At 41.9% G+C, this 13,020-nt stretch carries 14 protein-coding genes and 2 pseudogenes; 7 read left to right on the plus strand and 9 right to left on the minus strand.

Annotation, left to right across the window (positions count from 1 at the left end):
- From EWV68_RS00410 to ccmO, 4 genes and pseudogenes are all read right to left on the minus strand, one after another.
- Positions 1–158 (minus strand): helix-turn-helix domain-containing protein (locus tag EWV68_RS00410; protein ID WP_287168468.1); only part of this gene is annotated, 158 nt, incomplete at its 3' end.
- An 87-nt stretch (positions 159–245) separates the two neighbouring features.
- Positions 246–542: pseudogene (locus EWV68_RS00415) on the minus strand (hypothetical protein); the annotation flags it as partial.
- A gap of 27 nt (positions 543–569) precedes the next feature.
- Positions 570–992, minus strand: a complete 423-nt coding sequence (locus EWV68_RS00420) for an EcoRI family type II restriction endonuclease (RefSeq protein WP_287168446.1) — start codon at positions 990–992, stop codon at positions 570–572.
- 445 nt (positions 993–1,437) lie between these two features.
- The gene (gene ccmO / locus EWV68_RS00425; protein ID WP_002775137.1) at positions 1,438–2,238 is read right to left on the minus strand and encodes a beta-carboxysome assembly protein CcmO; all 801 of its coding nucleotides are present in this window, start codon (positions 2,236–2,238) and stop codon (positions 1,438–1,440) included.
- A gap of 213 nt (positions 2,239–2,451) precedes the next feature.
- Between ccmO and EWV68_RS00430 the strand changes: the two genes are divergently transcribed.
- The 3 genes from EWV68_RS00430 (at position 2,452) to EWV68_RS00440 (ending at position 5,430) form a co-directional block, all read left to right on the plus strand.
- Positions 2,452–3,531: a RuBisCO accumulation factor 1 gene (locus EWV68_RS00430; protein WP_287168448.1), complete on the plus strand. Its 1,080-nt coding sequence runs from the start codon at positions 2,452–2,454 to the stop codon at positions 3,529–3,531.
- Between the two features lie 233 nt (positions 3,532–3,764).
- Positions 3,765–4,802 (plus strand): polysaccharide pyruvyl transferase CsaB, encoded by a 1,038-nt coding sequence (csaB, locus tag EWV68_RS00435; RefSeq protein ID WP_061430569.1) that lies wholly within the window; start codon positions 3,765–3,767, stop codon positions 4,800–4,802.
- Positions 4,803–5,079: 277 nt separating this feature from the next.
- Positions 5,080–5,430, plus strand: a complete 351-nt coding sequence (locus EWV68_RS00440) for a hypothetical protein (RefSeq protein WP_061430568.1) — start codon at positions 5,080–5,082, stop codon at positions 5,428–5,430.
- Here the strand turns inward: EWV68_RS00440 and EWV68_RS00445 are convergent, their stop codons facing one another.
- Together EWV68_RS00445 and EWV68_RS00450 are read right to left on the minus strand one after the other, a co-directional pair.
- On the minus strand, positions 5,431–6,000 hold the full coding sequence (locus tag EWV68_RS00445; RefSeq protein ID WP_287168449.1) for an ExbD/TolR family protein: 570 nt from the start codon (positions 5,998–6,000) through the stop codon (positions 5,431–5,433).
- A gap of 18 nt (positions 6,001–6,018) precedes the next feature.
- The gene (locus EWV68_RS00450; RefSeq protein ID WP_002760669.1) at positions 6,019–6,657 is read right to left on the minus strand and encodes a MotA/TolQ/ExbB proton channel family protein; all 639 of its coding nucleotides are present in this window, start codon (positions 6,655–6,657) and stop codon (positions 6,019–6,021) included.
- A 549-nt stretch (positions 6,658–7,206) separates the two neighbouring features.
- Between EWV68_RS00450 and EWV68_RS00460 the strand changes: the two are divergent.
- A pseudogene (locus EWV68_RS00460) lies at positions 7,207–7,520 on the plus strand (ISKra4 family transposase); the annotation flags it as partial.
- Positions 7,521–7,581: 61 nt separating this feature from the next.
- Here EWV68_RS00460 and EWV68_RS00465 read toward each other — a convergent pair.
- Positions 7,582–8,526: a hypothetical protein gene (locus tag EWV68_RS00465; RefSeq protein ID WP_287168450.1), complete on the minus strand. Its 945-nt coding sequence runs from the start codon at positions 8,524–8,526 to the stop codon at positions 7,582–7,584.
- Between the two features lie 191 nt (positions 8,527–8,717).
- Here EWV68_RS00465 and EWV68_RS00470 point away from each other — a divergent pair, with 191 nt between their 5' ends.
- Positions 8,718–9,674, plus strand: coding sequence for a glycosyltransferase family 2 protein (locus tag EWV68_RS00470; protein ID WP_287168452.1), 957 nt, complete (start codon positions 8,718–8,720; stop codon positions 9,672–9,674).
- A gap of 581 nt (positions 9,675–10,255) precedes the next feature.
- Here EWV68_RS00470 and EWV68_RS00475 read toward each other — a convergent pair.
- Positions 10,256–10,480: a hypothetical protein gene (locus tag EWV68_RS00475; protein ID WP_002740738.1), complete on the minus strand. Its 225-nt coding sequence runs from the start codon at positions 10,478–10,480 to the stop codon at positions 10,256–10,258.
- A 635-nt stretch (positions 10,481–11,115) separates the two neighbouring features.
- On the opposite strand from EWV68_RS00475, the gene EWV68_RS00480 reads away from it, so the two are divergent.
- Both EWV68_RS00480 and EWV68_RS00485 read left to right on the plus strand, forming a co-directional pair.
- Positions 11,116–11,340, plus strand: coding sequence for a hypothetical protein (locus EWV68_RS00480; RefSeq protein ID WP_045360691.1), 225 nt, complete (start codon positions 11,116–11,118; stop codon positions 11,338–11,340).
- Positions 11,333–11,770, plus strand: coding sequence for a putative toxin-antitoxin system toxin component, PIN family (locus tag EWV68_RS00485; RefSeq protein ID WP_045360693.1), 438 nt, complete (start codon positions 11,333–11,335; stop codon positions 11,768–11,770). Before EWV68_RS00480 ends, EWV68_RS00485 begins: the two co-directional genes overlap by 8 nt.
- Before the next feature lie 268 nt (positions 11,771–12,038).
- Here EWV68_RS00485 and EWV68_RS00490 read toward each other — a convergent pair whose 3' ends face one another.
- On the minus strand, positions 12,039–12,944 hold the full coding sequence (locus EWV68_RS00490) for a metal ABC transporter permease (protein ID WP_061430563.1): 906 nt from the start codon (positions 12,942–12,944) through the stop codon (positions 12,039–12,041).
- Positions 12,945–13,020: the final 76 nt, after the last annotated feature.

A 13,020-nucleotide genomic window follows, 5' to 3' on the forward strand; every position in this document is an offset into this window, starting at 1 on the left:
GTTTCAGCATATCCTACTCTTTCTTGTCTTTCATACCATGCTTGTGTTCGTTCGTGGAGAGCTTTATTGTAAACCAATCTTACACATCCCAAAGTGCGCCGCAATAGCGACTCTTGTTCGGGTGTGGGGTAAAATCGAAACGAATAGGCTTTTTCCATGTCTCATATTTTAGCATATATTTCGTAAACGATGCTCATATTTAACAGTAAAGCCGCCGTAAAACGGCGGGGTTTCAGACCCAAATTTTCGATGATGTCACCTGCCATTAACTCCTGCCATTCAGAATCTTGTTGATAGTGAGAGAGCATTATATCGGCTTGACTTTTGAGAATATTCCTCCGTTCAGTCATTGGTAACTTCAGAAAAGCAAGACGCTGTTTTAAGGATGGAGAGATATCTTCGGTGCTAGAAGCATCAGAACTAACTTCTTCAACCAAAATAACTACCTCAACAGTTTGTCCTACAGTCAGCTCTGGAGATTCAATTTCAATTCTATTTCCCGGTAGGACTTTTGCTGTCGTGTACAAAGTTGATTTAACCATTTTAAGCCTTCTCTTTAAGTATTGTTGTTAATATAGCTTATTAAGATCGGCGACCGCACTTAAACCTACAGTTTCAATCAATGTGCATGGTGCGTTCCCCAAAATCGATCGCTGGAGCAGTAGGAACCACTTTGGGGAACGCACCCTACGGCTGTCTGGTGCAACTATTATTCCACCATCGGGTATAATACTTGAATTTGATACAAAAAGTGTTTGTCCTAATTCTGGGTCAATTTTCTTTAATGCTTCGTTTATTTCTTCTTTTTTTATGCTCGTTTTGTATTGAAAAGATAATTGAGGAAACTCCTTTTCAAGCTGTTCAATTACAAAAAGTGAAATTTTTCCAACAGTTATGTCGTGTGATTTTGCTTCATCTCCAAATATACCAACTACACCTTTAGACTCTTTATGTTGATTCGTTAATCTTTTTGATTGATTCTTTTTAGTCATATTGTGCCTTTTCTTTACTTCAATCTTCCACTTTCTGCTACAGATAATGTATGTATAACTAAAAATTATACGGAAAATTTCTGGATAACACTCCTCAGAGTAACGATATGGGTCAACTTTTGGCATATCACCCCATCTAGGCGCAATCGCCAGAACTTTTCCCTATATCACGCCCAAAAGCCTGTTAGCCAGATTAGCATATTGTCAAAAACCTTGTTTAACTAAATTTCTGACAATTTAGGCCAATTCTAGCGACGATTATTCGATCTGACCGCACCTCTTGACAAAAATTTATCATTATTCGATTCGTTTAATTGTCGGGGGACTCTGTAAAGATTTTTTACTGGGAAATCCACACCCACCAACAAACTTTTTGCCGCAAACCCTAATTCAACCTTTTGCTCCTGTACTTTTAGCAGCACAGGAGCAAAGCTGAAAATAAAAATTAATAACTGTCCTCATCGGTGATAACTTCCACGGGAATCACTTCTTCTAACACTTTTTCCTGCATTTCTTGGCGACGAATTGGTATTTTGGTTTTTTCCAATTCAGGTAAAGCGACTAATTCCCGTTGTTTTTCCCGGACAGTATTGGGTAACAACATCGGTAAAGGTTCGGGAGTTTCTAACCAGTAGCTGGCCACCGGTAGAGTATGTTCTAAATCTTCCAATAAACGGGGAATAATCATCACCGCGTGCAGTTCACCGATTTTCTCTGCTTCTCGCATTCCCGCATCAATGGCCACGGCCACATTAGCGACGGAACCCCGGATAATGGCCGTACACAAACCATCCCCAATTGTTTCGTAGGAAGCTAACTGCACATCGGCCGATTTTAACATGGCATCGGCTGCCCCCACCATAGCGGGAAAACCTCGGGTTTCCAAGAGACCGATCGACATATTGCTCAGTTTGCTGAAACCCCGTTGACTTTGGGCAATTTCGGCTAAACGGCTACCAATGGGGAAAATTACCTCTAAATTGGGCATCGGTCGGGGAATAACCGATTTAGATACCAATTGTCCGAACTGTGCGGCGGTTTTTGCCCCTTCTTCCACTGCTAACCGCACATCGGCAATATTACCACGCACGATCGCCGTACAGTGACCACCGCCAATTTTTTCGTAACCCACGAGGGTAACTTCTGCCGATTTTAGCATCATATCCGCTGTCCCGACGATCGCCGGAAAGCTGAGGGTAGAGACTAAACCCAAGGCGCTATCTTTGGGGTGACGCTTGGTTTTCATCGTCCTTTGACCGGGGTTAGTTGTGGACGAGGGGGGAATGCTTCCATTAACTCTTAATCTAGACATTGAAGATAAACTTGCCCTAACAGGTACGAAGGGGGTGATTGTCAGCTATCCTGTTACTATCTAGTCTATCCTGTTAACCTTAATTGCTATTGAAGATTTTTGAGGGATTAGATAAATTTTAGTTATTGTAGCTTGATCAAGTTGTCTATGACAGAACAGCCTCGCAGTACAGATGATCGAATCAGCGAAACGGAAGCGACCGAATTAATGCGCTCGCTGCTTCATAAGGAAGGAAATTGGGTGAATTGGGGGCAAAAATGTCAAAAACTGCAAAAAGCTGGCTACGATTCCCAGTTAATTTTTGAACAAACGGGTTTTCAAAATGCCCAACAAAATTTAATTATTGTCGCTGCCCAAGTTTTTGAGAGTTTAATCAAAGCAGGAGCAGATGAAGATTTATTAAGTTACTACATCGGGCCGCGCAGTGATGTGCTATACGAATTACGGATTCTCAACCAAGAACAAAGACTAGGGGCAGCGAAATTAGCGGCAGAAAAAAGGATTGAGGTGGCTGAAGCACACGATATCGCCAAAGCTATCCAAGATTTTTCCCGTTTATCCCAGATTCCCAGTGAATTTACCCGTCATCCTGGAGATGCGATCGCTTATCAGTGTTGGAAACGGGGCAAACAAAAGCGGGATTTAGCCGAAAGAGCGAAATTAATCGCTAAAGGTTTGAAATTTGCCCATTCTGACTCGGCCAGACAGGCGATCGAGTCCTTACTACAAGATTTTACCGTTACTCCCTCCCGTAGCGCTCCCCTGCTACCCGTCCATCGTTTACAGGATGAGGACGAATTAGCCAGAATTATTCCTTTAGTAGGAAGATTTCCGGTGACGGTAACTGATATAAAACACACAGAAAGTTTGAGCGTCGAGGAACCTTTTCGACTGGTAACGGTGGGGGATAAACAAACAATCGTGCCTCTCCCCGGTTGGCAAGCAATTCTCAAAGCGATCGATCCTGTAGCTATTTTATGGCCTAGCGATCAATTACCTCGATCGATTGCCACCAGATCCGAGGAAGTGTTATTAGTGATCGATCGAGTTTTGGCCGAATGGGACGTGAACAATTATTATCTAGTAGAGAGAGATAATTCCGTCTCTTTACAATGGTTTGATAGTCCCCCCGATGTCACCATCTTAGGTCAATTGGTCTTGATTTTAAGAGCCAAAAATATCCTCGATGAAAAAAACATCACCGAACCCTGGCAAATGGACGACTAAATCAGTGATCAGTTATCAGTAAACAGTGATCAGGTTTAAGCTATTAGTTATGAGTGGGAATAATAAAATAGATATAGCAGTTTTCATCAGAATGAGGTATGAGCAAGGAGCTTAAACCCTTTGTTGGCAAAACTTGTCGATACCTCAGTAACGTGAAAAGCACTATAAACTGATAACTGATAACTGATAACTGATAACTGATAACTGATAACTGATAACTGATAACTGAATATATGCGTGCAGTAATTTGTGGATATTATGGGAGAGGAAACGGAGGAGATGAGGCATTATTAGTGTCTCTATTGCAGATGTTGCCCTCAGCAATTAAACCTATTGTTTTGTCAAATAATCCCAGAGAAACCAGTCAAAGTTATGGAGTGGAAACCTGTCCTAGTAGGGATTGGTGGCAAGTTTTTCAAACTATGAAAAAAGCGGATATATTTATCTGGGGTGGCGGCAGTTTAATGCAGGATGTCACAAGTTTTGCCAGTCCAATTTATTACGGTGGTTTAATGGCTCTTGCTCAATTATTGGGCTTAAAAACTATTGCTTGGGGGCAGGGAATTGGACCATTAAATAGACCTTTTACCCGTTGGTTAACCAAAAAAGTTTTACAAAAATGTAGTTTAGTTAGTGTGCGCGATGATACTTCGGCTCATTTAGTCGCCAATTGGGGTATTCATCCCATTGTTGCCCCCGATCCAGTATGGGCTTTAGACGCTCAATCAGTCAAGGGATTATCGGATTTACCCGCCCCAAGAATCGCCGTCAATTTACGTCCCCATCCCCTATTAACCCCGGCAAAATTAGATAAATTAACCCAAGCTTTAATTGATTTACAAATCAGCACGGGGGCGTTTATTCTCTTAGTCCCTTTTCAAAAGTCGCGGGATTTGCCCCTTTGTGAAGCTGTAGCCTGTCAATTAAGGGAAAATCATCAAATCATTAGTTTAGAGGATCCAAGACAGTTAAAAGGCTTATTTCGCGGGGTAGAAATGGTGATCGGAATGCGCTTTCATAGTTTAATTATGGCCGCGGCAGAAGATTGTCGTTGTTTTGCCCTGAGTTATGATCCGAAAGTGTCGCGATTAATTGCCGAAGTACCGATGCCGGGTTGGGAATTAGATCAGTTACCAGAGGCAGTTAATGATATTAGTACCACTTGGATTGATTTTTATGCCAATGGAGAGGGATTAACCAGCGATCGCAAACATTTTTTAATCGATCGAGCTTTAATTCATCGAGAAATTTTATCTAGATTGGTGAGCTAATTTTTATGTCGAGTGCGATTACCGATGCCAGGGCTATTTCATTCTAAAAAGTCTCAAAATATGCTTAAGTCCTTGACATTGTGGCATAGGTTTTGATCAAGGGGAAAGGAGGCACTCGGCACATCCCCATCCCGCTTCGGTCTCGTGTGGGGACTTCCCGTGCCATATTTTCGTTAAGGGCAGTAAAGGGATCGTTAAATCAATCAGAAATTGTTATAGCCCATTTCCTCCAGAGCCTAGCATAGAGGGGAAACCTCCTTTATCCCTAGGTAATTGCATGAATGGACTACAACAACAGATTATCAGTCTTGAGCAGAAAGTCGAGCGTCTACAGGATATTGTCGAAAGCCTCAGCCAGCAAATTGCTATCCTAGCTGGGGATAAATCGAGTCATTCCCTGCGAGAATCCCTGGAAATGGTCGGTTTTTCCGAGTTATCGGATAATAGCCTCTACGATCATAAAGATATTCTCCGGGATCACGGTGGCAAACAAGCCCCAGCTGTCAATGGCGATAATTCTTTTGCCGATGAAATCCAAATTCGCCGATTAACGGCACAATTGACGGCGGCCTACAATCGCATTGCCGCCCTCGAAGAACAATTACTCAGCTATCGCATCCATTCCTAGTTAATTTCTGCCCAGAGGATTGGGTAAACTGGGCAAGGTGGAATTAGTCGGCAAATTGGGCAAAGGATTGCTATTTTCCAGGGTGGGATTATTAGCCTCCCCCGATAGAGTCGCTAAAGCCACACGATCACCGCCTACCTGTCGCAGTAGGTCTAAAACCCCAACCACTTCGTTATAACTGGCATTTCTGGAGGCATTCAGTACCATCAGTCCATTGGGACTATATTGATGATAATTCTTGATCGCCTCGAACAACTGGGCGCGAGTCACCATTTGTTTTTCGACGTAGAGTTGTCCGAAATCATCGAGACTAACCACCAACATTTCCCGCATCGGGGTGGTGGCGGTACTAGCTTTCGGTAAATCGAGGCTGATAGCCTGTTGGCGAGATAATCCCACTGCACCGAGAATAAAGAAAGTGAGAATACAGAAAATTACATCGATCAAGGGAATGATATTAACCTGCACATCCTCTTGAATGCGGTGTTGATCATGCCATAATTTGAGGGGACGAGCCGTAATATGGCTACTTTTTGGCTTTTTGTGGTTAAGAGATTTAGTTTCGGCCATGCTTGATAAGGGAGAGATTTAGCGATCGAGAGGTTTTTCTAGGTTAGCACTGAGGGCGTATTGTTGGTCTTCTTGGTGTAACCAGCGTTGGCGGTAGATAATTTCTAAATCACTGCCGGCCTTGCGAAAAATTCGGGCTTGATTGAACCAGAGTCCCTGAAAAACACGATAGAAAGCGAGGCTAAAAATAGCGACAATTAAGCCGGTAGCGGTGGAAATTAAAGCTTCACTAATACCTAAAGTTACTCCCGCCGTCGAGGAAGTTCCCAGGTCACTTAATTGAATATTGGCCAAAGAGGTAATTAAACCGAGTACCGTCCCTAATAATCCTAACAGGGGAGAAAGGGCAATGACTGCCTCAAGGATTTTATCGCCCCGTTTCATTAGGGATAATTGTTCATCGGCAGCCGATTCGAGGGCAAAGTGAAAAACCTCTGGATCTGGATTTTCTAAACGCAGGGGTGCGTAGAGATAGCTACCAATGGGGTGATTGCGGGAATCTCCGGCGACTTTTGCCGCCAAATCCCAGTTACGGATGGCGGATTCCATAATGCGATTTAAAATCTGGCCCTCACTGAGGAGAGTACGACTCCAAAACCAAATTCGTTCGATAATAGTGCTAAGAGCTAAAATAGACAGAAAAAGCAGCGGCCACATGGCCACTCCGCCTTTTTGGATTAAATCAGTTATACTCACGAGTTGTTTTGTTCCTCCAATACCGGGCGATTCGGGGTTGATTATTTAGTTTAAGATTTAAGTCGATCGATTGACATTTATACTTTTTATACCATTTTTCAAAAATCGTGCCATACTTAAGGCGTTTCTCCTAAAGATGAAGTATAACCTGATAGGGCATCCTCTACTGTCTCGGAGTCTCGACTAGGAAATTAATTCTGGCTCTTCGGTTTGTGTTATGCAATGGACGGGGGTTATAAGGGATGGAACACTTATATAGAAAGGCATTTAGCGATTTTTGTCAATTGTTTTTGATCTAGAGCGAACTAATCAATTAAACGAAGAACCCAAATCATTAACAGAAATTGCTGTTTCACACAGTCAACAACAACCGGGAGCATCTCACTTACGCAATAAGTAATTATACTTAGCCTAAAAGCCACTCTTAATCGTGTCTTGGAACGAAATCGAGGCTTTTAAAGACTGCGTACATGGAGAATTAAAACAAGAATTACCCTCGAAAAGCCTATTTACCATTTTGAAGAATTACCATCTAACACAGAATTCAAGGAAATGAGTAGAGACGGCGGTAAGATACGAGTGAGAACGCCCAGAAGCCTTAATTTGGCCTGATTATAAAGGGGTGAGTTTCCATCAATTGGGAGTAGCTCCCTTTCTTCAGGATAACTCAGCTTGATTAGATGTGGTTAATTCTCAACATCTAGCAAAACATGAAAGTTTGTTGAGGAGATGGACATGATGGTATCTGGAATTTATTGCGTGAGATCGGAGAGAAACAGGAAAGGATTGAAATTTTGGACTGGTATCATTTAATCGAAAACCTTCAAGGGAAAACTGCTAGATCTAAGCAATGTACTGTTCTGATAGCTTTGGCATGATTCAGAGCTAAACCCACAGGTCAAAAATTAAATCATAAAATCCTGCTTGTTTGGCTGGAAAATCGCCCATTTCTATCCTAGCAATAATTGATGGTAAAGCTGCGATAAAAGCAGGGCTTCTCTCCTTCGGGTGCAGACTCCAAGCTCTAGGGTTGGTGAGGTTAATCCTCAGATAATCCGTCTGTTTGAGCTTCTCAGAAATCATAATTTCCCAAGAATCTAATTTTCCCCTTCCAGTCCAGATATTTAGGGCTGTTTTCATGCCTTCTGGCCAATTGTTTACCAACTGCTGCCGATATTTATTATACCAGATGATAGGCAGGGGTAATAACTCATCAAACCGGTTACATTTGAGCAAATATAAGCGACTTCCAAAATGTTTAAATTCATAAAAACCTTGAGAATTTAGTTTGCCCATATCTGATTCACAAAACTTACCATCAGAGGTGGGCGGTCCTGTCATAGGACGGACAAACATAATCTGGGGATTTGCTTCCATCAGATCAATTCCTTCAGCAATCCATCTGTAGCTTGGCTCTTGGTACATCATCATATCGCTATCAAAATGAAGCAGATAGTCACTCTGACATTCTTCTATCTTAAAAATCGAGCCAAGGATCGGATAGCCTTTATAGTTATGAGTAGGTTTTATGGCACTGCCGAAATGTTTTAGATATAATCGTTCTTGATACCTAGGATCGTAATTAAAATCTACAATGCGGTCAACTACCCCCTTGTGCAGCAAAGTTTGTGCACATTGGCGTAAATCTTCCATCGTACCAATACCCAGACGATTAACTTTTTCCCCACTTAAAGCAGCCGTGTCTATGGCTAGCACTTTTTCTTGAAAGGGGAAATTACACATCTTAACTATATGGGGGATGGTAAGCATCATAAATGGTAAGTCGGTTCGCGCTACAAAAAACCAAAGCGAACAAGTGGGAGATGCCATTAATTTTGCCTCTAACTATTTAGATACGGAACGGGGCTTATTATAACATCTTCACAGCTTTTGTTTACCCCTTTTGGCAGTCTAAACCCCGCCCTAGTCCCCAGTCTCATAGAGTTAGTTGACAAGACTCGGGTTTTTGAGGTAATTTTTGAGAAGATGCCCAACTTGAACGATTAATCTCTGACTATTTTATGACTTTCCCCTTTGTCTCGATTATCATTCCTGTTTTTAATGATGTAGATCACCTGAAAATTTGCCTAGAAGCTCTTGAGCGACAAATATATCCTACGGACGATTGGGAGATCGTCGTTGTCGATAACGGGCCTGATGATAGCATTAAAGATTGCGTGGCTCGATTTCCTCGATCATCTTATCTGGTAGAAACCATCCCTACACAATTTGCCGCCCGCAACAAGGGGATTAGGGAATGCCGGGGTGAAATCATTGCTTTTACTGATGCTGACTGCCTTCCCGATGCCCACTGGCTGAGAGAGGGGGTAGAGGAGTTGGTCAATACTCCTAATTGTGGTTTGGTTGCAGGTCATATTGAGGTTTTTCCCGAAATCGAAGGCAAGGCCAATGCGGTTGAGCTTTTTGAGATGATCACAGCTTTACCCCAAGAAGAATTAGTTATGAAGATGAAATTTGGTGCAACTGCTAATATTTTTACTTTTAAACAGATTTTTGAAACCGTAGGATTTTTCAATCTCTCTCTTCCCTCGGGGGGAGATTTAGAATGGGGACGGCGAGTTAGTAGAGCAGGTTATCAAGTAGTTTATGCGCCAAAAGCCCTAGTCAAACATCCTGCTCGCAAAACTTGGCCTTCCTTAAGGTCTAGAACCATAAGGGTCATGGGGGGATTGCATCAGATTAACTTAATCAGTTACCCCCATCGGTCTAATTTAAACCGTTTCCGGGGCTTAATCCGTGATATTTGGCGAGATTGGCCTAACCTGAACGATTTTCTGGCTATCTACAAAGATGCCAGAATTCCCAGCCAAAACGATCGGATCAAGGTGGCCTTGGTTACTTTAGCAGTAAAGTGGACGAGGATTTCTGAGAAAGTTAGACTGTTTTTAGGGGGAGGATTAAAGACGGACTACAATAGGGATTTACAAGCAGTGGGTATTAAGTCAGAAAATATTTGATGTATAGGGGTTTTCCCTCGCCTGAAGTAAAGTTCTTATATCCCCTGCTGCCGACCGACTCAAACTTAAGACCCTGTACCTCATGGACAGGAAACGTGGGTGGTGATTCGGTAGTAGTGATGGCGGCTTAATCCTTTGCTTTGCTGTGCATTAGACCTCTTGCATAAATCCGAAAACAAACGATAGAAACAATAATAGGAGGGACTTTCAGTTAATTATTTATTAGTAGTTGATAATCTTCAAAAATGTTGCTGTACAAGGATCGACTTAAGACTTTTGCAAGAGGTCTATAGGTGGTGCGTTACGACGGATTGTCACCTTCGAGTCACAGCAGCAATTTTTGCCGTCTAACGCACCCTAGTGGATTGTTTCAGCTAATTTGGTGTATTAGAAAAATGCTATAAATTCTATAATCTAAGACTTTAAGCCGAAATCTATTGCCCTATTTTAGCTGAAACAGTCTACTGGATTGTTTCAGCTAATTTGGTGTATTAGAAAAATGCTATAAATTCTATAATCTAAGACTTTAAGCCGAAATCTATTGCCCTATTTTAGCTGAAACAGTCCACTACGTTTTACTACTAATCACGCCGGCTACTTAAGAGGGCCGTGATCAGCAAATAGGCCAGCGTCACCCCGATACTGATTTGGAAGGAATAGGGAGCGGCGCGGTATCGATACCAACTAGAAAAAGATTCAAGAATTCTCAGGGTGAACAACACCACCCAATTTAAGGAAAGCATTAGGAGGTAAAAAAACGCCCCGACTCCCAACGACTGCACAAACCGATTTTTTAATAAATCCATAGCCCTAACCAAGTTAACTCGAACTCTTAAGTAGTCGTGCAAAATTAATTTCCTAGTGAAGATAGGCAAGAGGCAAGAGGCAAGAGGCAAGAGGTGGTTAGATATGTGTAATTAATTTTGCTTAGGTACTTACAAACTAATTATATGTTATAATCATGGTTTAACTAATTTTCCCAAAAAAATTAGCATTACTTTTCTCCATCAATACTAAACACAAGCACGATACTGAGAATAATAGGAATTATCGGTAATGCTTCATCCTCAGAAAAGGGAAACTCAACTGTACTAGGCATGAGCAGCTGCAAACATCCTGAATCATCTGCCTAAGAATGTTTGCAGCTGCCGTTGCGTCGTAGGGCGACCAAATTGGGTACTCTGATGCGGAGAAGATGAATTGTAGTTCAGCGTCTGGGATTTGTGTGGCCAGGAGTTTGAAGAGTGATAATTTGTCTGACTGGCTCAGATTGTTGACCAGAGGAATTAACTCAGCGAGTGACATGGTTTAAACTTCTAGAGGTGCGAGAATGAATTCTCAATAAAATCTTAATTGGGGGTATTATCTGGAAAAATTCGTCTAGTATATAGTCAGAGAGAGTTTTAAATAGTTTAGAAACATTCTTTGGTATGTAAAACCTATGGAAGTTAGAGAGATTAAAATTCGTGTTGACGCGGAATCGGCCGAAATTTATGAATCAGCTATATTTGCTGATCGCCAAAAGCTTGATGCTCTTCTTAGTTTGAGGTTGAAAGAATTTGCTAGAAAACGCCGCCCACTAGAGGCTGTTATGAGTGATATCAGTCGGAAAGCACAAGCTAGAGGCTTAACTCCCGAAATTTTGAGTAATTTGCTAAGTGAGTAAAGTGAGATACGTTTTTGATACCAACGTGATCATTAGCTCTTTGCTGTTTGAGGGCAGTAATCCTGACTTGGCAATTAGGTATGCACTCCAAAATGGCAACATTTTGTTCTCATTAGAACTAATAGAAGAAATTGACGAAGTTCTCAGTCGTGCAAAGTTTAGAAAATATATCACAGATGAAGAAAGGGAAGAATTTTTAGACAGCTTTATAGATAGGGGAATATTGATTGAGGTGGTAGATGTTGTCAAGGAGTGCCGTGATGCCAAGGATGACAAGATTTTAGAGTTATCGCTTAGTGGTAAAGCTGATTTGATTATCAGTGGAGATAAAGATCTGTTGGTTCTTAATCCTTTTCGCTCAATACAAATACAATCTGTTGAGCAGTTTCTAAAAAGTGTTGGTCACTATCCACCAAACAAAGAGGCATAAAACATCACTGCACTCGACCGTATGCTAAACTATCCGTTAGAGGTGCGAGAATGAATTGATTATAAGCGATAGATTAATCTCTGTAATATCCCCAAGGGAGGGATGAGAAGGAAAATTTCCCTAGAGTCTTTCCATCAGGGGGATTACATGAATAAATTCTCAATAAAATCAACACAATATCAGAGTAAGAGCCTCTAAAAATCTAGCAAATTATCGCAGTTATCTCGGCCGTCGGCTTTTTTTGATCACTCCCACCTTATCCCCCAAACTAACGTCGTCTCAACAAATTTTTCATCTCTCCCCAGATAGAAAGTTGACCACCTAGACTAGAGGGATGAGTGAAAATTCCTTGACGGGGACTGAATAAAAAGGCCAACATAAATAGGGTAAAAGCGACAAGCACGATCGCCGGTCCAGAGGGTAAATTCCAGTAGTAACTTAAATACATCCCACTGATACTAGAAATAATACCCACACCCACACCTAAACCCATGACTTGATGAAGACGGGTAACTAAAAGATAGGCAGTGGCTGCCGGGGTAATCAAAAGGGACAAAACGAGGATTACTCCCACCGCTTGGAGACTAGCAACGATTGTCAGACCGATCAGGAGCATTAAGCCTAAATCTAATAAATTTACCGGTAAACCCGCCGCTTGCGCCCCGATTTTGTCGAAAGTGTAGAATAATAGTTCTTTATACAGGAGCAAAACGGTTAACAAAACGATAACGGCAATAATTAGGGTATCGCGGATGTCGGCAGCAGTAACACCCAGAATATTGCCGAAGAGAAAGTGATTCAGGTCAATTTTGTTGTTTTTTTGGATGAGAGTGATCAGGGTGATGCCAAGGGCAAAAAAAGCCGAGAAAACGATACCCATGGCCGCATCTTCTTTGATCGGGGAACGATTACGGATCAAGTTAATCAGTAGGGTACTGACCATTGAGGCTAGTAAAGCACCCAGTAGCAGATTAAAATTACCAATAAAAGCGATCGCTAATCCGGGTAAGACCGAGTGACTGATGGCATCGCCCAAGAGGGCCAAACGTTGTACCATCAGGTAGGTTCCCACCACCGCACAAATGATCCCGACGATGATAGCTTCAATTAGGGATCTCTGCATGAAACTATACTGTAAGGGTTCGATTAATCCTGTTAATAGATTGTTGCCCATGAATCTGCCTTGGGGTTAAATTTTTCTGATTCTCGATCGAGGTTTTGCTCCTAGGGTCTATCTTCTGATCGGGGGA

This window comes from Microcystis sp. M_QC_C_20170808_M9Col, assembly GCF_007095495.1.
In the GTDB taxonomy this organism is placed as follows: domain Bacteria; phylum Cyanobacteriota; class Cyanobacteriia; order Cyanobacteriales; family Microcystaceae; genus Microcystis; species Microcystis aeruginosa.